We start from the raw sequence: 24,461 nt of genomic DNA, 5'->3' as shown, positions 1-24,461 counted from the left end.
GAGTCGGTGAAACGGTCCACTCACCGACGACGGACCGTCATCGGCACGTCGCCCGCGGGTTGGTTGGTCATCTCGGGAGAGAGCGACAGTTCGCCCTCGCCGGCGTACTCGAAGCGGTACCGCCGCAGTAGTTCAGCCAACGCGACGCGCGCTTCCACGGTCGCGAACGTCGCCCCGATACACCGCCGCGGGCCCGCGCCGAACGGAAGGTAGGCGTCGGCCGACCGATCACGCTCGGTCCATCGCGTCGGGTCGAACGCCTCCGGGTGCTCCCAGAACCGCTCGTCGCGGTGCATCGCGTAGACCGAGACCAGCAGTTCCGCACCCGAAGGCACCACGTCGCCGTCGAACTCCACGGCTCGCGTGGCTTCCCGCGGCAGTGCGTGGACCGGCGGATACAGGCGGAGGCTCTCGTCGACGACGCGTTGGAGCGTCGTCAACTCGTCGAGGTGTTCCCACCTGATCGGCTCCCCGCCGAGCACGTCGTCGACTTCGGCTTCGACGCGGTCGTACGTCTCCGGGTGTTCCGCCAGACAGTAGAGCGTGAACGTCAGTGCGAGCGCGGTCGTCTCGTGCCCGGCGAACACCAGGCCGATCAGCTGATCGATCGCGGCATCGACGTCGCGAGGGTAGTCCTCGCCGTCGGCGTCGCCGTTACGGCTTCCACCCTTGCCGTCGCGACGATCGTCACCACGCGCGGCAGCCGCGAGCGCGGCCACGAGGCTGTCGTCATCGGGTCCCGCGGCCTCTTCGAGCAGCGATCGGAGTCGGTCCCGGAGCGTCGCCTTCGCGTCGTCGAACCGGCGACCGCTCGGGGTCGGTACCCAGTCCGGAAGCGCCCACGTCACGGGGTCGAAGTAACCGTTCAGGTCGTCCGCGGCGCGCCTGAGGTCGGCGCGGTCCGAGTCGGGGTCGAATCCGAGAAGCGTCGTCGCCAGGATCTCGAACGTCAGCGCCTTCATCTCCGACAGCGTGGAAATCCGCTCGCCGTCCGCCCAGGACTCGGCGCGGTCGACGACCTGCTCGCGCATCGTCGGCACAAACGTCCGGATCCGCGGGGCGAAGAAGAACGGGTCGAGGAACGCCCGCTGTTCGCGCCAGTCCTCGCCGTCGACGGCGACGACGCTGTTGCCGAACGCGAGCGCGAAGTCGTCGGTCTTCTCGAAGGCGTCGCGCTCGGACACGAGGACGCGTTCGGCGTGTCTCGGGTGGGCGAGGACGTACCGGTCGCCGACGGGGAGGTCGATCCGGAACACGTCGCCCACGCTATCGACGGCGTCGGTGGTGAACGTCAGCGGATCGCGGCCGAACCCGACCGCGTTGCCGAGCAGGGGGAGTCCGTCGGGGGCCGGCGGGCGTGCGTCCTCCATCCGTCGCCCTCAGAGTTCGAGTCCCCGAACGGCGACGCCGTCGCCCGACTCGACGCGGCCGATCACGCGGCCGTCGGCCGCGGCTGCGAGCGCCTCGGCGTCCTCGGGGGCGAGCGCGCAGACGAATCCCGTTCCCATATTGAACGTCCGGTGCATCTCCTCGTCGGCGACGTTCCCCTCTGCCTGGACGAACTCGAAGACGGGCTGGGGATCGAACGCGTCCTCGACGACGTAGCGGTTGTCGCCCAGTCGTTCGAGGTTCGTCCAACCGCCGCCAGTCACGTGTGCGGCCGCGCGAACGCCGTGCTCGCGCATCGGATCGAGCAGGTGCGTGTACAGGCGCGTCGGTTCGAGCAGCGCGTCGCCGAGCGTGTCGTAGTCGCCGAACGGGCACGGGTCGGTGTACTCGTGGTCGCGAGTGACCGCGGTCCGGGCGAGCGTCAGGCCGTTCGAGTGGATGCCCGAGGAGCGGAATCCGACGAGGGCGTCGCCCGGTTCCGCCTCGCCGGGGAAGATGCCGTCCTTCGCGGCGAGTCCGGCGCAGGTGCCCGCGAGGTCGAGGCCGCGGATCACTTCGGGCATCACCGCGGTCTCTCCGCCGACCAGTTCCAGGTCCGCCTCGTCGGCTCCGGCTCTGAGCCCCTCGCCGACCTGCTCGGCGAAGGTCTCGTCGGGTTCGTCCACCGCGAGGTAGTCGACGAAGGCGACCGGCCGGACGCCGGCGGCGACGAGGTCGTTCGCGTTCATCGCGATGCAGTCGATGCCGACCGTCGAGTAGTCCGCGAGCGCCTCGGCGACGAGGAGCTTCGTCCCGACGCCGTCGGTCGCGAGCGCCAAGTAGCGGTCGCCGATGTCGAGCAGTCCCGCGTAGTCGCCCTCGCTCTCGCCCACCGCGCCGATCAGCGCCGCGGTCGCCGCCTCGCTCGCGTCGATGTCGACGCCGGCCTCGGCGTAGGTCAGCTCGTCGGCCCCGCCGTCACCCTCTCGGTTCGATCGGTCGTCCGCGTCCGCGTCCTCGGTCATACGCGAATGCCCGGTTCGGGGGGAGAAAATACGTCCGGTCTCGGATGCGGCCGCTCGAACCCGGCATCCGGAGATATTGTCCGGATCGTAGCGAAACATCCTCAGATCCGTGTATGAACTTTCTAACTCTCTCTAAACGATTCATAAAACGTCGGTGAAACGTCTTCGACCCCCGTAAACCGTCGCGAAACGACTGAACGCTCGTCGCGTTATATGGGGGTGGGTCCCCTATGGGTGAGTGAGGCGAAACAGATGTCAAGTGTCCCCCACACCCCCGAATTCCCTCTCGAGCGCGACTCCCTTCGTCGCGGACTCGGCGTTGTAAGCGCCGCTGCCCGCGCTGCCCTCCGAAATATGAAGGCAGTGACGTTCTGGGCCGCGATCGTCCTCCCGTTCAGCTACCTCCCGCTCCTTGCCGGCGGCCTGACCGGCGGAGAACCCCTCCTCTTCGCCACGCTGGTCGCGGTCAACGCGCTCGCGTTCGTCGCGGGCCACGGGTACGAACCCGCAGAAGCGTAAGTTTTCGACGGTCTAGTCGGAGTCGGAGTCTGCTAACGACGAGAGAGCTCAGAATCCGAGACCGATGACGAACGCGCCGAGCGTCAGGAGCAGCGCCGGGACGAAGAACGCCGCGAAGACGGTCTTGCTCCATCCGAGAACCGTCTTGCCGTCCAACGGGCCGAACGGGAGCATATTGAACGCGGCCAGAAACAGGTTGATCATCAGGCCGCGCGACCCCGCGAGCGCGACGAAGTCTGAGCCGACGAGCGTGCCGACGACGAGCACCGGGAGGAACACGACCGCGAGCGCCACGTTCGTCGCGGGGCCGGCGAGCGCGATGAGGCCGTGCTCGCGTCGAGTCAGTCGCCCGCGGTGGTAGACCGCCCCCGGCGCGGCGAAGATGAACCCGGCGAGCGAACTCACGACCGCCAGAAAGAGCATTCCGTAGTCCGCGCGGAACTCCGCGACCTGCCCGTATCGAACCGCGACCACCTTGTGCGCCACCTCGTGGAGGAGGAACCCGACGCCCGCGGTCAGCAGGCTGAGCAGGACGGGCCCGAAGAGGCCACCCTGCAGGATCCCGACGACGGCGCGCTGGCCGCCGCCGGCGAAGAAGATGGCGAACGCCACGCCGAGCGCCACCCACGCGACGGCGAGGTCCTGCAGCTCCTTCGAGCTGAACGAGAGCCGGGAGACGCTCATCCGGCGATCGCCCCCCAGAGGATCTCCCAGCCGTTCTGTGCGCCCTCGAAGAGCAACCGCGTCACGCCCGCCGCGCCGCCGAGATCGAGCGCGAAGAGCGGGAGCAAGTACGCCACGAACAGCGCCGACGCGATCACGCTCCCGATGTTCGTCGCCGCGACGACGACGATGAGTCGGAACAGCGGCACCGCGAACATCTCGTTGACCAGGTCACCGATCGGCTTCTCCTCGTCGGCCAGCAGTTCGTTGAGCGTGCCGATGTCGGAGACGTTCACCGGGTCGTACTGCAGTTCGACGTAGCCGGTGAACCACCCCGGCGCGAGGAACGGGTTGATCGAGGTCATCCAGGCGACCGCGCCGCCGACGAGCGACGAGGTCCACCGCGCGCCGGCGGCCTTCGCGAGCCCCGCCGCGAACAGGCCGTTGACGAGGAACCACGCGCCGAACAGTCGGAGGAGCGTGTCGTCGCCGGCCGACGACAGCGCCAGGAGGACGAAGAAACCGATCACCACGAGCGAGATCCCCGTGCCGACGATCTTCGCCCAGGGGAGCCCGCCACCCTGGGTCCCCGTCAGCGACTCCATCGGCGGGAGTTCCTCGGGGTGGTCGAGGTAGCGCTCGATCCCCTCGCGGTGCCCCGCGCCGACGACGGCGACCACGTCCGCGCCGGTCGACCGGAGCGCGAGGAGCTTGTGCGCGATGAACGCGTCGCGCTCGTCGATGAGCGCCGCGGCACCGCCGGGAGAGAACTGCCGGAACTCCTCCATCATCGCGCTCACGACGTCGGTGTCGGTCATCTGCGACATATCGAACTCCTCGACGTCCTCGACCTCGCCGTAGCCGAACATCGATCCGAACTGGCCGAGCACGCCGCCGACGAGTACGCCACCGACGATGCCGACCGTCATACTCCCGATCACGCGAACCGTGAAACCGCCGAGTCGGTCGACGACCGGCGCGGCGAGCCCGAAGCCGACGCCGGCGACGCCGCCGACGGCGATGCCGGCCGCGGCCGCCGCGATCAGGCGATCCTCCGTCGAGAGGACGGACGCGCCGAAGATCCAGATCGCGGCCGCGACGCCCACCGCGAGGAGGACACCGCCCGTGATCCGTCCGAGAACGGGAAGTCCCAGTCCGACGGTGCCGCCGAAGATCGCCACCAGCGGCCCGAGGAGCAACCCGAGCACCGCACCGGCCGCGAGGCCCACGCCTCGGCTGTCGGCGACGCCGAACGCGAGACCGCCGACCATCCGGAACTTCTCGACGATTCCCATCTGCGACCAGAACCGGCGCATCGTCTCGTTGATGTCGCGGTCGACGAGCGCGACGTCGATGCCGTGCCCTTCGGCGGTCTCGACGGCCGCGAGCATGTCCGCGCCGGGCGTCACGTCGAACCGTTCGCCCAGTCGCGCCTGGACGTACGAGAGCATCCAGTAGGCGATGAACTGGAACACCGTGTTGCCCGAGAGCAGATCGCTCGGCTCGATGTCGTCCGGTTCACCGCCTTTCAACTGCCGGTATCGCCCCTCGTCGAGTTCGACGGCGACGACGTCGGGGCGCTCGTCCTCGATGGTCGCTTCGACCTCCCGGACGCTCTCCTCGGAGACGTGCGCCGTGCCGACGACCCGGACGCGACCCGCTTCGGCCGCTTCCTGACTCATTGTCTTCCATATCGCACGGTGGTTTTTACCCCTGTCGGAGAATCTGCAACCCGAACCGATCCGTTGTCGGGGGGATCGAGGTCGATTAGCGCCGAACCTGGGATAAATTTACGATCGCTGAAATTATTATCTCTTCGATGTGTCTCTCCCGTATGGGAGGCAGCGCGGGACGGACAGACGGGGGCACGAACGTCCTCTACGGACGGGCGGTCAGAACGCCGCTCCCGGATCGGCGGGCCGAGCGGTTGTTCCACGAGAATATGACGGCCGTCGCGGACGGGCGCGAGCGGAAGGCGGAGCTACTGGCCGATCCGTCGGTGTCGGTGGCGAAGGCCTACGAGACGGAGTTCGAGCGCGTCGCCGAAACGTTCGAGCGACGGTTGCGTCGCATCGCCGGCGACGACTACGAGGCTGTCGCGAGAGCGTACCTCCGCGGTGAACGCGAGGACCGGGAAGGAGCGCTCGCGGCGTACTACATCGAGGGACTCTGGCGGATCCAACAGCGCTCGACGGTGTCCGAGATGTTGTTTTTCCCGCTCATCCTGCGGTACCCCGACAGCTTCACCGTGAACCTCCGGTTCGCCGGCGAGCACACCACGCCGGAGTCGCTCCCGTTCGAGTCGCCGCAACACGCCGACGTCGACTCCGACGGTCCGCACACCCAGCAGTACTTCGACGAGAGTTCCTACGAGCAGGAACGGGCCGCCGAGTACCTCCGAGAGACCGCCGGGATCATCCGCGAGCAGTTCCCGCATCCCGACGATGTCCCCTTCTCGGAGCGAAAGCACGGGGGCGTCGTCTCCGCGGGCGGCCGCTACGAGTCGGTGTTCACGGAGATGCTGGCTCCCGTCGCCCCCGACCCGGATCGGTTCTCCGAACCAGTCTCGGAGTCGACGCTGGTCCCGGCCGGTTCGGAGGCGGAACGAACCAGACGGAAATACCTCCCCTCGGCGAAAGTGCTGATTTGAGCGGGTCGGGGTCGGTCTTCAGACCCGTCGCTGTCGACGGTTTGGTATATGCGACTGATCGGATTGCAGTCATACCGGAGAAACCGAACTGCTCGCTTCGCTCGCAGATTCGAGTGCGGGGGATGGGATTTGAACCACGGTCGCGCTGCTCACTCCGTTCGCGACGCTCTCTGATTCAAATCCCAGCGTGTCTATCGAGTCCTCGCTGGCGCTCGGACATCGAGTGCGGGGGATGGGATTTGAACCCACGAACCCCTACGGGAGCGGATCTTAAGTCCGCCGCCTTTGGCCTGGCTCAGCCACCCCCGCGCAGAACACAGTTCCGCGGACGCCCGGTTAGTGGTTTCGCTTTCGTGAACGACCGTGCTACCAGTCGACGCTCAACGTGCCGTCGCCGTGTGGGTCGGGCGCGATCTCCTCGTCCGTCCGCCGATCGACGACGTGAATCACGCCGCTGTCCTTCTTCGCGGGGCACAGTTCCGCGGCTCGGATATTCTCGTCGAGTTCGTCCTCCCCGATGAAGTACGACTTCGGCCGGGCGAGCCCCGAGGTGATGTCCATCTCCCAGTTGTCTGCGACCTCCGCGCATCGACCCGCGCCGATGCACTTGTTGCCCTCGAAGATGATCTTGTAGGGCTTCTCCGCGACGGGCGGGGCGTTCGCCTCGTCGCCGACGTCGCTCGGCTGTAGGGTCTCGGCGTCTTCGGCGTCGCTCATACGCGATCGTAACGCTGGCAGCGTCTTTGTGCTGTCGGTTTGCCCGAACCTCGACGCGTCGGAGGCAGCCTCGCATCGCGGGGGTGCGAGGCGACGCCGTCGGTCGAAACGCGGAGCTGGAGTCGTCCAGGGCGGCTTCATACGTACTATCGCGCCCGCGCGTGCGAGGGTTTAAGAACCGACGTGGCTTAACGGAGGTACGATCAATGTCACGCGATACTGAGTACGGGGCCGGGCAGATTCAGGTCCTCGAAGGCCTGGAGGCCGTTCGGAAGCGCCCGGCGATGTACATCGGATCGACGGACTCGCGAGGGTTACACCACCTCGTCTACGAAGTCGTCGACAACGCGATCGACGAGGCGCTCGCCGGCTACTGCGACCGCATCGAAGTCACGATCCACGACGACGGATCGGTGTCGGTCTCGGACAACGGCCGCGGGATCCCGGTCGACACCCACGAACAGTACGACCGGCCCGCCGTCGAGGTCATCATGACCGTCCTCCACGCCGGCGGGAAGTTCGACAACAAGTCCTACCAGGTCTCCGGCGGCCTCCACGGCGTGGGCGTCTCCGTCGTCAACGCGCTCTCAGAGCGCCTCGACGTGGAGATCAAGCGCGACGGGGCGCTGTGGCGCGACAGCTTCGACCACGGCGAGCCCCAAGAGGGAGCCTTCGAGCGCGTCCGCGACCTCGAAGCCGACGAGGAGACCGGGACGACGGTCCGCTTCTGGCCCGACGGCGACATCTTCGAGACGGTCGAGTTCGAGTTCTCGACGCTCGAGAACCGCCTTCGGGAACTCGCCTTTCTCAACTCCGGCGTCGAGATCCAACTCGTCGACGAGGGGAGCGAAGCGGTCGGCGTCGACGCCGAGGCGGCCGACGAGGACAGCGCCGCCGACGCGGCCCGCCGCGAGCGCACGTTCTACTACGAGGGCGGCATCCGCGAGTTCGTCCGCTACCTCGACGAGACGAAGACCGTCCTGCACGAGGACGTCATCTACTACAGCGACAGCGAGGAGGACATCGAAATCGAGGTGGCGATGCAGGCCACGGAGGAACTCCAGGGGTCGATCCACGCCTTCGCGAACAACATCAACACCCGCGAGGGCGGCACGCACCTCACGGGGTTCAAGACCGCGCTCACCCGCGTCGTCAACGACTACGCCCGCGAGCACAGCCTCCTCGACGACCTCGACTCGCTGAAGGGCGAGGACGTCAGAGAGGGGCTGACCGCGGTGATCTCGATCAAACACCCCGATCCGCAGTTCGAGGGGCAGACGAAGACGAAACTCGGCAACAGCGAAGTTCGGGGCATCGTCGAATCGATCACCCACGAGAAGCTCGGGACCTACCTCGAAGAGAACCCGGACATCGCCGAGGCCATCGTCGGTAAGGCCGTCGAGGCCGCGAAGGCCCGGAAGGCGGCGAAGCAGGCCGAGGAACTCACGCGCCGGAAGTCGGCGCTCGAATCGACGTCGCTGCCGGGCAAACTCGCCGACTGTCAGAGCCGCGATCCGAGCGAGTCGGAGCTGTTCGTGGTGGAGGGCGACTCCGCCGGTGGCAGCGCCAAACAGGGCCGCGACCGACGGTTTCAGGCGATCCTGCCGCTCAAGGGAAAGATCCTGAACGTCGAGAAACACCGACTCGACCGGATCCTCCAGAACGACGAGGTTCGCGCGCTCATCACCGCCATCGGGGCGGGTATCGGCGAGGAGTTCGACATCGACGACGTCCGCTACGAGCGGATCATCATTCTCTCGGACGCCGACGTCGACGGCGCGCACATCCGAACGCTGCTTCTGACGCTCCTGTACCGCCATATGCGTCCGCTCGTCGAAGCGGGGTACGTCTACGCGGCGAAACCGCCGCTGTATCGGATCAGGTACCGCGGCGAGACTTACGACGCGATGACCGAGGCCGAGCGGGACCGGATCATCGAGGAGAAGTGCGACGGTAACCCCACGCAGGTCCAGCGGTTCAAGGGCCTGGGTGAGATGAACCCCGATCAACTCTGGGAGACGACGATGAATCCGGAGAACAGAATCCTCAAGCAGATCACCGTCGAGGACGCCGCCGCCGCGGACAAGATGTTTTCAGTGCTTATGGGCGACGCCGTCGAACCGCGCAAGCAGTTCATCAAGGAGCGAGCGACCGACGCCGAATGGGTGGACATATAAATGAGCTCTGACGCACCAGACGTCTTCGACCCCGCGGCAGGCATCGCCGCGGAGGTCGAGACCGCACGGATCGAACAGGAGATGGAGCAGTCCTACATCGACTACGCGATGTCCGTCATCGCGGGTCGGGCGCTGCCGGACGTCCGCGACGGCCTCAAACCCGTCCACCGGCGCATCCTCTATGCGATGCACGAGGCGGGCGTCACCGCCCGCTCCTCCCACCGGAAGTCCTCCTCGATCGTCGGCGAGACGATGGGTGATTACCACCCGCACGGGGACTCTGCCATCTACGACACGCTCGCGCGGATGGCCCAGGACTTCTCGATGCGGTACCCGCTCGTCGACGGCCAGGGTAACTTCGGTTCCGTCGACGGCGACCCGCCAGCCGCGATGCGCTACACGGAGGCGCGGATGGCTCCCATCGCCGAGGAACTGCTCGAAGACATCGAGATGGACACCGTCGATTTCCAGTCCAACTACGACGACCGTCTCGAAGAGCCCGAGGTGTTGCCGTCGGCGTTCCCGAACCTCCTGGTCAACGGCTCCTCGGGCATCGCCGTCGGGATGTCGACGAACATCCCGCCGCACAATTTAGGGGAGGTGATCGACGCGACGGTCCACCTCATCGAGCACCCCGACGCGACGGTCGAGGACCTGATGGAGCACGTGAAAGGGCCGGACTTCCCGACGGGCGCGAACATCGTCGGCCGCAACGCGATCCACAAGGCGTACAAGACGGGTCGCGGGCGGATCCGCGTCCGCGCGGAGTTCGAGGTCGAGGACGACGACCGGATCGTCATCACCGAACTCCCCTTCCAGGAGAACAAGGCGCGACTCGTCGAGCGCATCGCCGACGACGTCAACGAGGGGAAGATCGAGGGCATCCGCGATCTGCGCGACGAGTCCGACCGCGACGGCATCCGCGTCGTCGTCGAACTCAAGCGCGGCGCGAACGCCGAGGTGGTGAAGAACCAACTCCTCGAACACCACCTCGAATCGACGTTCGGCGTCATCAACCTCGCCTTGGTCGACGGGCAACCGCGGGTGCTCACGCTGAAGGAGACGCTCGTCGAGTACCTCGAACACCGCCGCGAGGTCGTCCGGCGGCGCTCCCAGTCCGAACTCGAGGAGAAAGAGGATCGAGCCCACATCCTCGAAGGGCGACTAACGGCCTTAGAGCACGTCGACGACGTCGTCGAGGTCATTCGAAATTCGGCGAGCCGGGACGACGCGAAGGCCGCGCTGCGCGGCGAGCACGTCGTCGAGGTCGACGGCCAGCCGCTGCCGTCGTTCGACTTCTCGGAGGCGCAGGCCGACCACATCGTCGCGATGCAGCTCGGCTCGCTCACCGCGATGGAGGCCGACGAGATCAAATCCGAGTACGAGGACGTGCAGGCGCGGATCGAGCGTCTGGAGGCGATTCTGGGCGATTCCGACGAACTCGACGCGGTCGTCAGAGACGAACTCTTAGAGATCAAAGACGAGTACGACGACGACCGCCGGACCTCGATCATCGAGGACACCGGGACGGTCACTCACGAGGACCTCATCGCCGAAGAGGACGTCGTCGTCGTCGTCACCGAGGATGATTATATAAAGCGGATGCCGCTGGACACCTTCCGCGCCCAGCACCGGGGCGGGAAGGGGATCATCGGAACGGAGTTGAAGGAGGGCGACCGCGTCTCCTCGGTCTACGTCGCGAGCACGCACGACTACCTGCTGTACTTCACCAACCACGGGCAGGTCTATCAGCTGAAGACCTACCAGGTGCCGGAGATGTCTCGCACCGCCCGCGGGAAGTCGGCCGTCAATCTGCTCGATCTCGACGACGGCGAGGAGATCACCGCCGTGGTCAACACCGCGGAGATGGAATCGGAGGAGGAGAAGTTCCTCACGATGACGACCCGGAACGGGTACATCAAGCGCACGAGCGTCGAGAAGTTCCAGAACATCCGTTCGACCGGGATCATCGCGACGAAACTCGACGAGGACGACGCGCTCGCCGACGTCGAGGTCACCGACGGCGAACGGGATCTGATCCTCGCGAGTCGCGGCGGGATGGCGATCCGCTTCGCGGAGGACGAGGTCCGCGCGATGGGTCGCTCGGCCCGGGGCGTCCGCGGAATCGACCTCGAAGACGGCGACGAAGTGGCCGCCTTGGCGGCCGTCGATCCCGACAGACACCAGTGGGTGCTCACCGTCACGGAGAACGGGTACGGCAAGCGGACCGACATCGAGCAGTACCGACGCCAGTCACGGAACGGCAAGGGCCTGATCGACATCAAGACGAACGACCGCAACGGCCGCGTCTGCGAGTTGGAGACCGTCGGTCCCGGCGATCACCTGTTCGTGATGAGCGGCGAGGGCCAGATCCTCCGAACGCCGGTCGAGGACCTCTCGACGGTGGGCCGCAACACGATGGGCGTCATCGTGATGGAACTGGACGCGGGCGACAGCGTCGCCAGCGTCGACGTTCACTTCCCCGCCGAAGAGAGCGAGGAAGCGATCGCAGAGTCCGAAGCGGGCGAAGACGCGGGTGCAGACGGCGGGGACGCGACCCTAGACGGCGAGGACGAAACCGCCGACACAGAGTAATCAGTATGAGGGCGTCTGATCGAACCGGCGCATTTCACCGGAAACGTGGTGTGCGGCGTCCTCGCACGCGACCCCTGTTCGTCGTCTGACGGACTGCTGTTGGCTCGACGACGCCAGCGATAGCTACAGGATCTGCTTTCCGAGCGCGCTCGCGGCGAGTTCCGTCGCGAGCGCCGCGGTCTCGTTTCGGTCGTCGAGGATCGGGTTGACCTCGACGAGATCGAGCGAACGGAGGCAGTCGCACTCGGCGACAGTCTCCATCGCCGTGTGGGCCTCCCGGTACGTGGCTCCGCCGCGGACCGGCGTCCCGACGCCGGGCGCCTCGCGGGGGTCGAGCCAGTCGAGGTCGAGACTCACGTGGACCCCGTCGGTGCCGGCGGCGGCCACGTCGAGGGCGTCGTCGGCGACGCTCGCGATCCCGCGCTCGTCGATGTCGGACATCGTGAAGGTCGTCGCGTCGCTGTCCGCGATGGCGAACCGTTCGCTCTCGTCGACCGATCGGAGCCCGACGATCGCGACGTTCGACGCGTCGAGTCCCGTCGCGTTCGCCCACTCGACGTCCGCGAACTCGCCGACGCCCAGAACGGCCGCCAGCGGCATCCCGTGGACGTTGCCCGACGGCGACGTTTCGGGGGTGTTGAAGTCGCCGTGGGCGTCGAACCAGACCGCGCCGATCTCGGCGTCGCGGGCCGAGCCGGTGACCGACCCGATGGCGACCGAGTGGTCGCCACCGAGGACGAGCGGGAGTTCGTCGGCGGCGAGCGCGCCAGCGACGCGGTCGGCGAGCCGCGTCGCGACCTCCCGCGTCTCCCGGATGAACTTGGCCCGCCCGGACGCGGGGCGTTCGGCCTCGGGATCGCGCTCCTCCGCGCGGGGGGCGCGCACGTCGCCGTCGTCGACGACTGCCCGGCCCGCCCGCTCCAGTTCCGCGGCCAGTCCGGCGTAGCGGATGGCGGAGGGCCCCATATCGACGCCCCGTCGGTTCGCCCCGTAGTCGGTCGGCGCACCGACGACGCGAACGGATCCGGCCGTCATCTCTCACACCTCGTACGGCGCACAGACGCGTTCGACGCCCTCCTCGAAGGATATCTCGGGCTCCCAGCCGGTCGCCTCGCGCATCTTGGTGCTGTCGGCCATCGTGTCGTGGACGTACACGTCGAGGGGGTTCTCGACGTACTCGGGGTCGACGTCGGTGCCCAACTCGTCGTTGATCATCCCGATCATCTCGTTGAACGTGTAGCTCTCGCCGGTGCCGAGGTTGTAGATGCCCTGAAGTCGGTGGTCGGCGGCGAGTTCGATCCCGCGGACGATGTCGTCGACGTGGGTGAAATCCCGGGTCTGAGAGCCGTCGCCGAACACCTTCGGTCGCTCGCCGTTGGCGATCTTGTGGGTGAACTGCGCGATGGTGTTGGCGTACTCCCCCTTGTGTTCCTCCGCGCCCCCGTAGCCCTGATACACCGAGAAGAAGCGGAGTCCGGCGAGCGTCATCTCGTAGTGGTGGTGGAAGTACTCGCCGTACTGCTCTCGGGCGAGTTTCGAGGCCTCGTAGCACGTCCGCGCCTCCACCGGGAGGTCCTCCGGCGAGGGTTCGGTTCGCGACCCGTAGATGGAGGAGGTCGACGCGTAGACGACCGTGTCACAGCCGTCCTCGCGGGCCTGTTCGACCGCGTTGACGAACCCCTCGACGTTCACGCGCGTGGCCTCGCGCTTGTGCTCCTCGGCCATCGTGTAGGAGGAGTACGCCGCGAGGTGAAACAGCGCGTCGACGTCCTCGGTCGGGAGGTCGTCGTCGAGGACGCTCGCGTCGACGAACTCGACCTCCTCGTCGAGGTTCTCGGGCGTCCCGAGGTGGAGGTCGTCGACGGCGACGACGTCGTTGTCCGCCGCGAGGTGGTTCGCGAGGTTCGAGCCGATGAATCCCGCACCGCCGGTGACGAGGACTCGTTGATTCTCCATACCAATCACACGCACGAGGGCTCACAAAGCGGTACCGGATACAGCCGACGGTCCTCGGCAACGGTCGATCGCCGGGGTGTCGCCCCTCTTCTCCGGTGGTGCAGACCGAACGTCGGCGGCGACACGGCCCTTGCCGCGGCGGGAGTCGTGAGTTCGAGTCGGTGACTGAAACTGTCATCCGCGAGGCGCGAGACAGTCCGACACTCCGCGGTTCCGGGAACGCGCACGTACCTGCGGCCGGAGCTACGAGAGCGACACCGCCGCCGTCGAAAAAGAAACGAATGCCGCCGAATCTCGCGAAAATTGGGACACTCATTCACAGACTGTGTGGCCATCCACCGGATTTAAGACCGTCTGCGGCGAACGATCCGCTATGTCATCCATCGAGCTGACGTCCAGTCAGAAAACCATCCTGACCGCGCTGATAAACCTCCACCGCGAGAGCGAAGACGCCGTAAAAGGTGAGGACATCGCGGCAGAGGTCGACCGGAACCCCGGAACGATTCGGAACCAGATGCAGAGTCTGAAAGCTCTCCAGCTCGTCGAAGGCGTTCCCGGCCCGAAGGGCGGGTACAAGCCGACAGCGAACGCGTACGAGGCCCTCGACGTAAACCAGATGGACGAACCGGCGTTCGTCCCGCTGTTCCACGACGGCGAAGAGGTCGAGAACGTCAACGTCGACGAGATCGACCTCTCCTCGGTCCATCACCCGGAACTGTGCCGCGCGGAGATCCACATTCAGGGCTCCGTCCGCGACTTCCACGAGGGCGACGACGTCACGGTCGGTCCGACGCCGCTCTCGAAACTCGTCATCGAGGGCACCGTCGACGGCAAAGACGACACGGGCAACATTCTCATCCTCCGAATCAAGGATATGCGCGCGCCGGTCGGCGAATCCTCCCACTGAGGGCGCGGCCCGCTACTGCTTCGGTTTCTTCTCTCGCTCGGCCGTCGGTGAGTCCACCGACCGTCCGGTCGGACGCTCGACAGATCGAGGCGCTCGCGACGCCCGCGATCGGTCGAAGGCCGTCCGCCTCAGAATGAGTTATCGGCCGCTCAGAGGCTCTCCCACGCGCCGAGGGCGTTCTTCGGCGAGGAGACGTCGGCGATCCAGCGGGCGGCGATTGCCTTCTTCAGGTTTCGCGCGGCCGGGCCGCCGAAGACGTTCATCGGGAAGGAACCGAAGACGGGCAGTTTGACGTCGTGGGCGACGGCGTCGTCGCCGACGGAGACGACCGTCCCCTTGTCGTCGTGGCGCCACGTCTTCAGGGGCTTGCCCGCCGCGGCGCGGGCCACGTTCTCGCCCGCGACGTCGGCGGCCTGCCAGGCAGCCTGCGCCGTCGGCGGCGCGACCGAATCGGGACCCTGCTCGACGAGGGCCGTGTCGCCGAGTGCGAACACCCGCTCGTCGGACGTCTGGAAGTCGGCGTCGGCGAAGACGCGGTGCGAACGGTCGTCCTGATCGAGTTCCATCCCGTGGACCTCCTCGTGACCGGTGATGCCGCCGGTCCAGACGAGCGTGTCGTAGGCGAGTTCGGCGTCGTCCTCGTCGTCGCCGAGGTACACCGTCTCCTCGTCGACCTTCGAGATGAAGTCGCCGGTGAGGATCTCGATGTCGAGCGCTTCCAGTCGCCGTCGGAGCGCGCCCTGCAGTTCGGGATCGTTGTTCGGGAAGACCTCGTCGAGGCCCTCGACGAGGGTCACGTCGATCGGGGCGCGGTGTTCGTCGCGATACTCCGCGATCTCGCCGGCCGTCTGGATACCCGAGAGCCCCGCGCCGCCGATGATGATCTGGGCGGGGTCGTCGCGGGAGGCCGCCTCGGCGGCCTCCTTGACCTCGGCGTGGATCGTCCGAGCGTCGTCGAGGCTCTTCAGTTCGTGGGCGTACTCGCGGAGGCCGTCGATGCCGAAGAAGGCCGTGCCGGAACCGATCGCCAGCAGGAGATAATCGTACTCGACCTCGCCGTCTTCGAGTTCGACGACCCGTTCGTCGGCGTCGACGTCGGTGACGTGGCCCTTGCGGAACTCGGTGGCGTCTGATTTGATGTCGTCGATCGGGATCGTGATCTTCGATTCGACGCTCGGATCGCGGATACAGCGGTGGACTTCGTGGAGGACGAGGTGGTAGTCGGTCTCCGAGATCCAGGTGAGTTCCATCCCCGCGTCGAGTTCCTCTTCGAGCCGTTTGACGGCACCGGCACCCGCATAGCCGGAGCCGACGACGACGATCTGCGTGCTCATACGTATGTCTGTCACCGCCTCGGATAAAGGGACTGCGAAACGTCACTGGCGCGTCGCGTCCGACGGATCGGACGGGTCGGGACCGACGAAGCCGCCCTCACTCGATCGAGAGGCCCGGATGCCAGTGATCGACCCCGGCCGCCCGCTTCGCCTCGTCCATCTTCGCGAGCAGGTGCACCGCGAGACTCGCCGTCTCGGCGGCGCGCGATTCCCCCTCGGTGCGGAACTCGCCGGTGATCCGGTTCGCGTAGACCGAGCAGACCGCCCCCGCGCGGAGCCCGTACACGTTGGCGACGGTCAGGAGCGCGGCGGCCTCCATCTCGATGTTCTTCACGTTGGCCGCCCGTAACTCCTCGACCAGCGATTCCGACCCGGCGGCGCGGAACTCCTCGAAGCCGGGGCGACCCTGACCGGCGTAAAACGAGTCGGCGCTCATCGTCAGCCCCACGTGGTAGTCGTAGCCGAGTCGCTCCGCCGCGGCGACGAGCGCGGCGACGACCTCGTGGTCCGCGACGGCCGGGTAGTCCTCGCGGACGTACTCCTTCGAGGTCCCCTCCTGGCGGACGGCTCCGGACGTGATCACCAGATCGCCAACGTCCATCTCGGGCTGGATCGCGCCGCAGGAGCCGACGCGGACGAACGTCCCGGCGTCCACGCGCGCCAGTTCCTCGACCGCGATGGCGGCCGACGGGCTCCCGATCCCGGTCGAGGTGACCGAGATCGGCGTCTCCTCGTACGTTCCGGTCGCCGTCCGGTACTCGCGGTGGTAGGCCTTCTCGTCGTACTCGTCCCACAGCGCGGTGATCTTGTCCACGCGCTCGGGGTTCCCCGGCAGGAGGACGCTGTCCGCGACGTCGTCGGGACCGACGGCGATGTGGTACTGCACGTCGTCGTTGGGGTCTTCGCTGTCGCTCATACTACCACTCCCGGCCGCAGCGGAAATACACTGTCGACCGGCTGGACCGGTCTCGGGCTACCGACCCGAAGCCGACGCGTCGGCGTCGTCGCTGTCCGATGCGCCCTCGGATTTCCCCTCTTCTCCGGACTCGCGCTGCGCCTCGGCCGCAGACAGCGTCTCCAGGGAGATCGTGTTGGGCAGCAGTTCTCCGAGCGTGTACGCCGTCTTTTCTGTCCCGCCCTCGTCACAGACGACTTTCAGATCCGCGTTCGCGAACTCCGCGAGCGTCTGTCGACACATCCCGCAGGGCGTCACCCCGTCTCGCGCGCCGGAGGAGACCGCGATCCGGTCGAACTCGCGGTGGCCGTCCCGCACGGCCGAGGCGATGGCGACCTCCTCGGCGTGGAGGCTGTTCGAGTAGTTCGCGTTCTCGATGTTGCAACCGGTGTACACCGTCCCGTCTGCGGTTCTCAGGGCCGCGCCGACGCGGTACTCCGAATAGGGGACGTAGGCGTCTTCGAGCGCCTCGCGGGCGCGTTCGACGAGGTCCTCGTCTCGCCTGCGTTCGTCGGTCATCAGCCGCGGTTCGTCCGGCGGCGGTTTGTACCTGCCGTTGACGGCGGACCGTTCACATAATCAGCAGTACCGCCGGACCGAAGGGCAAGCGAAAAGCCGCTCGCTCACGTAGGGCAGGTGTGAACTCCGATGCCGAAACGGCCGCTCCGGGCCTCGGGCGAAAGATTATGCTGGGGCTCGGCGCGACGATCGTCGCTCTCTCGGGCGCGATCGGCTGGCTCGTCGGGAGCAACGGTTCGGTGGCGATCTCCGAAGCGGCGATTCTCGGCACCGACGTGACGATCCCCGTGACTCCCGCGGCGGTCGCGCTGTACGGGGTCGCCGTCTCGACGCTGCTTCTCGGCCTCCTCTTCGGTCTCGTGGAACTCGCCTCGCGGCTGGAAGGCGACGAGGGGGAGTCGGACGTCGGTCGCTGAACCCGGGTCCGGGTGGTTGCCCGGTACAGATCCGGAGCCGACGACAGCGCGGCGTTTTTATCGCTCCGCTCCGAACTCCGAGTATGGCCTCGTCCACGTCGGCCGGCGACCGCGCCGATCCCGCCTCGACCGCCGACGAGTTCGATCCGAACGACCCGCTGGAGTCGGAGTCAAGCAATAGAAACCGCAAGCGGGCGGCGCTCGCCGTCGCGCCGTTCCTCGCGATCGGCCTCGGCAACGTCGTCTTACTGCTCGGGTGGGGCATCGAACCCCTGTGGGCGTTCGCGCTCCTCCCGCCGATCCTCTTCTGCAGCGTCCTCGCCTACATCGTGTTCAGCACAGACTTCCTCGACGACCGAACGTAGGTTCGACGCGCCGCCGAGAGCCACGCTCGGTCCCCGTGCAGTCTGCCGCCGCGATCCTCACTCAGTTCCCGGTGTCGTACTTGTAGGTCGCCTCCGAGGGGTCGATACCGAAGTCTTCCGGCGTCTCCTCGACGCCGTCGCCCTCCGGCTTGTCGGCGGGCGACGCCTGCTTGAACCGCTCGCGGAACGACTCGGGGACCTCGAAGTCGTCGGCGTGGACGCTCATCGCGATGACGTCGTCGCCGCGTTCGTCTCGGACCGCTTCGAGCCGCGCCTTCACGGGGTCGGGCAGGTCGCCTGTCTCGCGCGGGTCGAACCCGAACGGCGTGAAGTACGAGGGCTGTCGCGTGAACGTGAACACCGTCTCGTACCCCTCGTCGCTCGCCTCCGCGACGAGGCGCTCGATGACGTGCGCGCCGACGCCCTGCTGTCGCCAGGGGGGGAGCGTGTACACGAAGGCGAGTTCACAGAAGTTCCCAGCATCCGTCTTGTGAACCCGGATCCGCCCGAACCCGGCCTTTCTCGACGTCTCCTCGTCGAGCGCGATCACGTAGTCACGAGACCGGAACGCGGGGTCGTCGATGTCCGCCTCCTCGATCCTGTCGAGTAACCAGACCTCGTCGCGGTTTTTGGCGTCCCGGACGTACATACCGGGACGTACGAAACCGGGAGGCAAGTGTATTGCGGAGCCGTCGGCCGAGCCGCGAGTGTCGCCCGACGGGTCCGTTCGGGTCGCGAGTGTCACGTAGAGCGTTTCGCCGACTCCCCTCGACGAACGGCGGTCCGAACAACAGGTTTGTATCGGTCTGTCTCCTACCGGCGAACGATGGCTCGCCTCTTGCCCTCCCAATCAGAGCCCGACGTCGACGCCTCGCCGCGCGTCGTCGGCCTCGAAGACGACGACGCCGACGACCTGCTGTCGGCGCTCTCGTCGGCGACCGCCCGCCGCGTCCTCGCAACGCTTCACGACGAACCGGCGAACCCGGCCGCTCTCGCGGACTCCGTCGATACCTCCCTGCAGAACGTCCAGTACCACCTCGAACGCCTGGAGTCCGCCGGCGCGGTCGAGGTCGTCGACACGGTCTACTCCGAGAAGGGCCGCGAGATGAAGGTGTACGCGCCCGCGGACCGCCCGCTGGTCGTCGTCGCCGCCGACGACGAGGAGACCACGGGACTCTCGGACGTGCTCAAGCGACTCCTCGCCGGCGTCGGCGTCGTCGGCCTCGTGAGCCTACTGGCGCAGGTCGCCATCGAGGGGGTCCCGTTCGTCGGACGGACGGGCGGGGCCGACGGCGGCTACGAGACGCAGACGGAGTCAGTACAGGTCGCTGCCGACACGGCCGCGACGACCGCCGCGTCGGGGCCCCCGCCGGGACTGCTGGTGTTTCTCGGCGGCCTAACCGTACTTCTCCTGTGGTTCGGCGTCTGGTTCGTCCGGCAGCGCTGACCGGGCGTCCCTCCCCCACCGGGTCCGAACGTCGGCCGCGACTCTCGCGCCGGCGTTTATACCCTATCGAGCGCCCACAGTCTCCGTGTTGGAGGGGGCCCGCGCTCGGTCCGACGTCAGGTTCGCCGCGTCCGGTCCGACGCCGGTTCGTTGCGTTCCTCCGGCGTCCGGTTCGTCGCGTCCGGTCCACCCGTCCCGTAAGTATTCGTACCCGGGCGGAGTACGTGGTGGTATGAATCACCCGGGCGAGGTCCAGGGCATCGCCGTCGGTATCGACGCGGACGGCGAGAACATCCCCGCGGTCGTGGTCGCGGCGCGGTCGGAACTGCTCCCTATCGTGGTCACTACCGACCAGGCCCGGGCGATCCAACTCGCGGTCACCGGCGAGGCGTTCGAGCGCCCGCTGACGCACGACCTCCTCGTCGAGATGCTCACCGAGTTCGGCGGCGCGATCGACAAGGTCCGCATCGACGACGTCGCCGACGGTACATTCTATGCAAAGATCGACGCCGAACGGTACGAGAACGGCGAGCCCCAGCGGTTCGTCTTCGACGCGCGGCCGAGTGACGCCATCGCCCTCGCGGTCCGCGTCGACTGCCCGATCGAAGTGTCGGACATCGTCCTCGACGCCGCGGGGCAACCGCCCGAACGCTTCGACTTCGGCGACGAATCCGACGCGGACGGGAGCGAGCGACGGGAGGATCTCGACGACCTCGACGACTTCGGCGACTTCGGCGACGAGGGGTAACTCGGCGTCCCCGACAGACGCCTCGCGGTCGCACATCGCTTATACCCACGGCACCCGAACGGCACAGGTATGAGTCTCTCCGTGGACACGCCGCCGGTCCCCGAACTGGAGGACGTGGTCGATCCCAACGAGTACGACGACGCCGAGGTGATCGGCGACACCGACTACCGGCGCGACCAACTCGAGGAACTCCTCCGCGACGGCGCGTGGGCGGACGCCTTCGAGCGATGGCGGGCGACGACGGACGTGACGGCCGAGGAGTGGCAGATCGTCCTCGATCTCGACCTCCTCGCCCAGTTCGACTTCTTTTGGGACGACTTCGCGGACCGCGTCGGCTACCACGCGCCCGGGATCCCCGAGGACTGGAAGGAGCGAGCGCTTCACCCCGAGATCGACTCCTGGAAGACGGTGTCGAGCATCAACGCCGGCCTGACCGAACTCGGACAGACCGCCTGTGAGGTCCTCAAAGACGACTACATCACCTGGGAGTCCGAGTACGAGGCCCCGGACGACCTCCCGGACTTCTGATCCACCTTTTTTACGCCTCGGGCGCGCGAAGCGCACCACTCTCCACGGGCGACTCGCGAGTCGCCCGTGGGGAAGCGAGACGGCATAGCCGTCTCGCCCTCGGCGCAAAAAATCTGGACCAAAAAAGAGCCGCTCGCTCGGCCTTCGGCCTCGCTCGCGGTTCAGTGCGACGACCGCACTGCCTCCGCGACTGCACTGCCTCTGTGACCGCTGCGCATCGTCCCGCTACTACCGTAGAGTGCACGCCGCGCTTCCACGGATTTCATATACGTCCGCTGGTACTCCACGGGTATGGACGAAGTCGACGACCAGTACACGCCCGCGGACGTCGAGTCCGCGGTCGAGACGTACTGGGACGACGCAGACGCCTACGAGGCGACGAAGGAGGCCCACGCCGACGACCCCGCCTTCTTCTTCGTCGACGGGCCGCCGTACACCTCCGGGCAGATGCACCTCGGGACGGCGTGGAACAAGACGCTGAAGGACGCCGTCATCCGGTACAAGCGGATGTCGGGCCACCGGGTCACCGACCGCCCGGGCTACGATATGCACGGCCTCCCGATCGAGGTGAAAGTCGAGGAGGAACTCGGCTTCGACTCGAAGCGCGATATCGAGGAGTACGGGATGGAGGCGTTCATCGACGAGTGCAAGGCGTTCGCCGAACGCAACCGCGAGGCGATGGACGAGGACTTCCAGTCGATCGGTGTCTGGATGGACTGGGACGATCCGTACGAGACGATTTCGCCGGAGTATATGGAGGCCGCGTGGTGGGCGTTCCAGCAGGTCGACGAGCGCGGCCTCGTCGAACAGGGCAAACGGTCGGTCAACTACTGCCCGCGGTGTCAGACCGCCATCGCCGCCAACGAGGTCGAGTACGACGAGATCACGTCGCCCTCGATCTACGTGAAGTTCCCGTTGCAGGATCGAGAAGGCAGCCTCGTCATCTGGACGACGACGCCGTGGACCATCCCGGCGAACACCTTCGTCGCCGTCGACGGCGAGATGACGTATCAGGCCGTCCGCGCGGAGAAGGGCGGCGAGTCCGAGACGCTCTACATCGCCGAACCGTGCGTCGAGGACGTCCTGAAGAAGGGCCGCTACGAGGACTACGAGGTCGTCGAGGAACTCACCGGTGAAGACCTCGTGGGCTGGACGTACGACCACCCGCTCGAATCGCACCTGAACGAGATCCCCGACTTCGAGGGCGCGGCCGAGGTCTACACCGCCGACTACGTCGAAGCCGACCGCACGGGGTTAGTGCACTCCGCGCCCGGGCACGGCCAGGAGGACTTCGCCCGCGGCGAGGAACTCGGCCTCGACGTGTACGTCCCGGTCGACGGCCGCGGCGAGTTCACTGAGGCCGCCGGCGACTACGCCGGCACCTTCGTCCGCGACGCCAACGACGACATCATCGACGACCTCGACGAGTCGGGCGCGCTGCTCGCCTCGGGAACCCACGAGCACCGGTACGGCCACTGTTGGCGCTGCGACACGGACATCATCTTCCTCGCCACCGACCAGTGGTTCATCACGGTCACCGACATCAAAGACGAGTTGCTGGACAACATCGACGAGACGGAGTGGTTCCCCCAGTGGGCGCGCGACAACCGCTTCCGCGACTTCGTCTCCGACGCGCCCGACTGGAACATCTCCCGGCAGCGCTACTGGGGCATCCCGCTCCCGATCTGGCAGGCGGAGGACGGCGACTGGATCGTCGTCGGCACCCGGGAAGAACTCGCCGAACGGGTGGATCAGGACATCGACCCCGACGAGATCGACCTCCACCGACCGTCGGTCGACCCGCTGACGATCACCGAGGACGGCAAGACCTACGAGCGCGTGCCGGACGTCTTCGACGTCTGGATCGACTCCTCGGTCGCGACGTGGGGAACGATCGACTACCCCTCGGAGACCGAGGCCCACGAGGAACTGTGGCCTGCCGACTGGATCGTCGAGGCGCACGACCAGACCCGCGGGTGGTTCTGGTCCCAACTCGGGATGGGCACCGCCGCGGTCGGACAGGCCCCCTACGAGCAGGTGATGATGCACGGCTTCGTCAACGACGAGGACGGGCGGAAGATGTCGAAGTCGCTCGGCAACATCGTCACGCCCGAGGAGGCGATCGACCGCGCCGGCCGCGACCCGCTGCGGGCGTACCTCCTCAGTCACGACCAGCAGGGCGTCGACCTCTCCTTCGAGTGGGACGGGTTGGGCGAGATGCAGTCGACGCTCAACATCTTCTGGAACGTCTTCCGGTTCCCGCTTCCCTATATGGAACTGGACGGCTACGACCCCGCCGACGCGGACCTCGCGGACGGCGACCTCACGGTCGTCGACGAGTGGGTGCTCTCGCGCCTGCAGACCGTCGAGGCCGAGGCCGTCGAGGCCTGGGAGAACTACGAGGTCAGCGACGCGCTGAACACGGTGCTGGAGTTCCTCACCGAGGACGTCTCGCGCTTCTACGTCAAGGCGATCCGCGAGCGGATGTGGGAGGAGGAGGACTCCGCGTCGAAACGCGGCGCGTACGCGACGCTTTCGACGGTGCTCGAGGAGACGATCCGGCTCCTCGCACCCTACACTCCCTACCTTGCAGAGCAGATGTACCAGCACCTCGACGGGAGCGCGACGACCGTCCACGCGCTGTCGTACCCCGAACCCGACGAGGCGCTGCGTGACGAGCAACTCGAACGGGAGATGGCCGTCCTCCGCGACGTCGAGGAGGCCGCGGCGAACGCGCGCCAGCAGGGGGGCCGAAAGCTCCGCTGGCCAGTCCAGCGGGTCGTCGTCGCCACCGAGGACGACGCCGTCGCCGACGCGGTCGAGTCGCTCGCCGAGCTCCTCTCCGAACGCGTCAACGCCCGATCGATCGAGGTCGTGAGCGAGTTCGACGAACTCGTCGAGCGTGCCGCTCCGGAGATGGGTGTCATCGGACCCGAGTTCGGCGGAGCGGCCCAGCAGGTGATGGAGGCCGTCGAGGGCAAGACCCGCGCCGAGGTCGAAGGCGGCGTGGAAGTCGACGGCGAGACGTACGACCTCACCGAGGAGATGGTGCGCTACGAGGCCGAACCGCCGGCACACATCTCGGGTGCGGACTTCGAGGGCGGCACCGTCTACGTCGACACCGAACTCACGGACGAAATCGAGGCGGAGGGCTACGCGCGCGACGTGATCCGACGGATCCAGGAGATGCGCAAGCGTCTGGATCTCGACGTCGACAGCGAGATCGACACCTACGTCGACGTCGCGGACGGCCGCGTCGCGGACTTCGTCGACCGCCACCGCGACGTCGTCGCCGAGGAGACGCGGACCCGCGAGTTCGTCGCCGGCGACGAACTGGGCGCAGAGAGCGAGCGGGCGCTCGTCGAGGAGTGGGACGTCGAGGGCGTGACCGTCACGATCGGCATCGAACCGGTCGACGCGTAAGCGAGCACTGATCAGGGCGTAAACGACGACCGACCGGCGAAAACCGGATATCTCGACTCTGTTGAAATCGGACTCTTTAGACGCGGAATGAACTGAAAGAGGGGGGCTGACCCCCTGCTATCCGACCAATATTTACGTTCGCAGTAGGT

Annotated in this window: 22 protein-coding genes and 1 tRNA gene; 11 read left to right on the top strand and 12 right to left on the bottom strand. The window is 67.0% G+C overall.

The genetic code is table 11. From position 1 onward, the window contains the following. Positions 1-20 precede the first annotated feature (20 nt). Positions 21-1,370, bottom strand: coding sequence for a cytochrome P450 (locus tag NO360_RS00940; RefSeq protein ID WP_256305504.1), 1,350 nt, complete (start codon positions 1,368-1,370; stop codon positions 21-23). Between the two features lie 9 nt (positions 1,371-1,379). Continuing rightward, on the bottom strand, positions 1,380-2,393 hold the full coding sequence (gene purM, locus NO360_RS00935) for a phosphoribosylformylglycinamidine cyclo-ligase (RefSeq protein WP_256305503.1): 1,014 nt from the start codon (positions 2,391-2,393) through the stop codon (positions 1,380-1,382). A 213-nt stretch (positions 2,394-2,606) separates the two neighbouring features. Between purM and NO360_RS19160 the strand changes: the two genes are divergently transcribed. Continuing rightward, on the top strand, positions 2,607-2,912 hold the full coding sequence (locus NO360_RS19160) for a DUF8028 family protein (RefSeq protein WP_465260949.1): 306 nt from the start codon (positions 2,607-2,609) through the stop codon (positions 2,910-2,912). 48 nt (positions 2,913-2,960) lie between these two features. On the opposite strand, the gene NO360_RS00925 is transcribed toward NO360_RS19160, so the two are convergent. Further along, a complete protein-coding gene (locus NO360_RS00925) occupies positions 2,961-3,596 on the bottom strand; it encodes a zinc metalloprotease (RefSeq protein ID WP_256305501.1) in 636 nt (211 codons plus the stop codon). Then, positions 3,593-5,257: a TraB/GumN family protein gene (locus NO360_RS00920; protein ID WP_256305500.1), complete on the bottom strand. Its 1,665-nt coding sequence runs from the start codon at positions 5,255-5,257 to the stop codon at positions 3,593-3,595. Before NO360_RS00920 ends, NO360_RS00925 begins: the two co-directional genes overlap by 4 nt. Before the next feature lie 152 nt (positions 5,258-5,409). Between NO360_RS00920 and NO360_RS00915 the strand changes: the two genes are divergently transcribed. Beyond that, positions 5,410-6,225, top strand: coding sequence for a hypothetical protein (locus NO360_RS00915; protein WP_256305499.1), 816 nt, complete (start codon positions 5,410-5,412; stop codon positions 6,223-6,225). A 224-nt stretch (positions 6,226-6,449) separates the two neighbouring features. Here NO360_RS00915 and NO360_RS00910 read toward each other — a convergent pair. Then, positions 6,450-6,534 (bottom strand) — tRNA-Leu (locus NO360_RS00910). Between the two features lie 57 nt (positions 6,535-6,591). Continuing rightward, complete coding sequence (locus NO360_RS00905; protein ID WP_256305498.1) at positions 6,592-6,942, bottom strand: ferredoxin; 351 nt, start codon at positions 6,940-6,942, stop codon at positions 6,592-6,594. Positions 6,943-7,148: 206 nt separating this feature from the next. On the opposite strand from NO360_RS00905, the gene gyrB reads away from it, so the two are divergent. Together gyrB and gyrA are read left to right on the top strand one after the other, a co-directional pair. Continuing rightward, a complete protein-coding gene (gene gyrB, locus NO360_RS00900; protein ID WP_256305497.1) occupies positions 7,149-9,119 on the top strand; it encodes a DNA topoisomerase (ATP-hydrolyzing) subunit B in 1,971 nt (656 codons plus the stop codon). Then, positions 9,120-11,714, top strand: coding sequence for a DNA gyrase subunit A (gene gyrA, locus NO360_RS00895; RefSeq protein WP_256305496.1), 2,595 nt, complete (start codon positions 9,120-9,122; stop codon positions 11,712-11,714). Positions 11,715-11,837: 123 nt separating this feature from the next. On the opposite strand, the gene rocF is transcribed toward gyrA, so the two are convergent. Then, a complete protein-coding gene (gene rocF, locus NO360_RS00890) occupies positions 11,838-12,749 on the bottom strand; it encodes an arginase (RefSeq protein WP_256305495.1) in 912 nt (303 codons plus the stop codon). A 3-nt stretch (positions 12,750-12,752) separates the two neighbouring features. Next, positions 12,753-13,670, bottom strand: coding sequence for an NAD-dependent epimerase/dehydratase family protein (locus NO360_RS00885; RefSeq protein WP_256305494.1), 918 nt, complete (start codon positions 13,668-13,670; stop codon positions 12,753-12,755). A gap of 373 nt (positions 13,671-14,043) precedes the next feature. Here NO360_RS00885 and NO360_RS00880 point away from each other — a divergent pair, with 373 nt between their 5' ends. Continuing rightward, positions 14,044-14,577 carry an Rrf2 family transcriptional regulator gene (locus tag NO360_RS00880; RefSeq protein WP_256305493.1) on the top strand — a complete coding sequence of 178 codons (534 nt, stop codon included), beginning with the start codon at positions 14,044-14,046 and terminating at the stop codon, positions 14,575-14,577. Positions 14,578-14,726: 149 nt separating this feature from the next. On the opposite strand, the gene NO360_RS00875 is transcribed toward NO360_RS00880, so the two are convergent. The 3 genes from NO360_RS00875 to cdd form a co-directional block, all read right to left on the bottom strand. After that, on the bottom strand, positions 14,727-15,911 hold the full coding sequence (locus NO360_RS00875; protein WP_256305492.1) for an NAD(P)/FAD-dependent oxidoreductase: 1,185 nt from the start codon (positions 15,909-15,911) through the stop codon (positions 14,727-14,729). 97 nt (positions 15,912-16,008) lie between these two features. Further along, positions 16,009-16,827 (bottom strand): nucleoside phosphorylase, encoded by an 819-nt coding sequence (locus NO360_RS00870; protein ID WP_256305491.1) that lies wholly within the window; start codon positions 16,825-16,827, stop codon positions 16,009-16,011. Between the two features lie 57 nt (positions 16,828-16,884). After that, positions 16,885-17,385 (bottom strand): cytidine deaminase, encoded by a 501-nt coding sequence (gene cdd, locus NO360_RS00865; RefSeq protein WP_256305490.1) that lies wholly within the window; start codon positions 17,383-17,385, stop codon positions 16,885-16,887. A gap of 119 nt (positions 17,386-17,504) precedes the next feature. Here cdd and NO360_RS00860 point away from each other — a divergent pair, with 119 nt between their 5' ends. Together NO360_RS00860 and NO360_RS00855 are read left to right on the top strand one after the other, a co-directional pair. After that, the gene (locus tag NO360_RS00860) at positions 17,505-17,801 is read left to right on the top strand and encodes a DUF7520 family protein (RefSeq protein ID WP_256305489.1); all 297 of its coding nucleotides are present in this window, start codon (positions 17,505-17,507) and stop codon (positions 17,799-17,801) included. Between the two features lie 83 nt (positions 17,802-17,884). Further along, positions 17,885-18,166, top strand: a complete 282-nt coding sequence (locus NO360_RS00855; protein ID WP_256305488.1) for a DUF8142 family protein — start codon at positions 17,885-17,887, stop codon at positions 18,164-18,166. A 61-nt stretch (positions 18,167-18,227) separates the two neighbouring features. Here the strand turns inward: NO360_RS00855 and NO360_RS00850 are convergent, their stop codons facing one another. Continuing rightward, on the bottom strand, positions 18,228-18,815 hold the full coding sequence (locus tag NO360_RS00850; protein ID WP_256305487.1) for a GNAT family N-acetyltransferase: 588 nt from the start codon (positions 18,813-18,815) through the stop codon (positions 18,228-18,230). Between the two features lie 177 nt (positions 18,816-18,992). On the opposite strand from NO360_RS00850, the gene NO360_RS00845 reads away from it, so the two are divergent. The 4 genes from NO360_RS00845 to ileS all read left to right on the top strand — a co-directional run bounded on the left by NO360_RS00845 (position 18,993) and on the right by ileS (position 24,312). Continuing rightward, positions 18,993-19,613 (top strand): ArsR/SmtB family transcription factor, encoded by a 621-nt coding sequence (locus NO360_RS00845; protein WP_256305486.1) that lies wholly within the window; start codon positions 18,993-18,995, stop codon positions 19,611-19,613. Between the two features lie 232 nt (positions 19,614-19,845). Continuing rightward, positions 19,846-20,361, top strand: coding sequence for a bifunctional nuclease family protein (locus tag NO360_RS00840; RefSeq protein WP_256305485.1), 516 nt, complete (start codon positions 19,846-19,848; stop codon positions 20,359-20,361). Between the two features lie 69 nt (positions 20,362-20,430). Beyond that, entirely contained in the window at positions 20,431-20,889 is a 459-nt protein-coding gene (locus NO360_RS00835) for a DUF7992 family protein (protein WP_256305484.1), read from the top strand. A gap of 291 nt (positions 20,890-21,180) precedes the next feature. Next, complete coding sequence (ileS, locus tag NO360_RS00830) at positions 21,181-24,312, top strand: isoleucine--tRNA ligase (RefSeq protein WP_256305483.1); 3,132 nt, start codon at positions 21,181-21,183, stop codon at positions 24,310-24,312. Positions 24,313-24,461 lie beyond the last annotated feature (149 nt).

This window comes from Halobellus litoreus, from assembly GCF_024464595.1.
Taxonomy (GTDB): domain Archaea; phylum Halobacteriota; class Halobacteria; order Halobacteriales; family Haloferacaceae; genus Haloquadratum; species Haloquadratum litoreum.
Note: the sequence above shows the minus strand (reverse complement) of the source record. Positions and strands in the feature narration are given on the sequence as shown.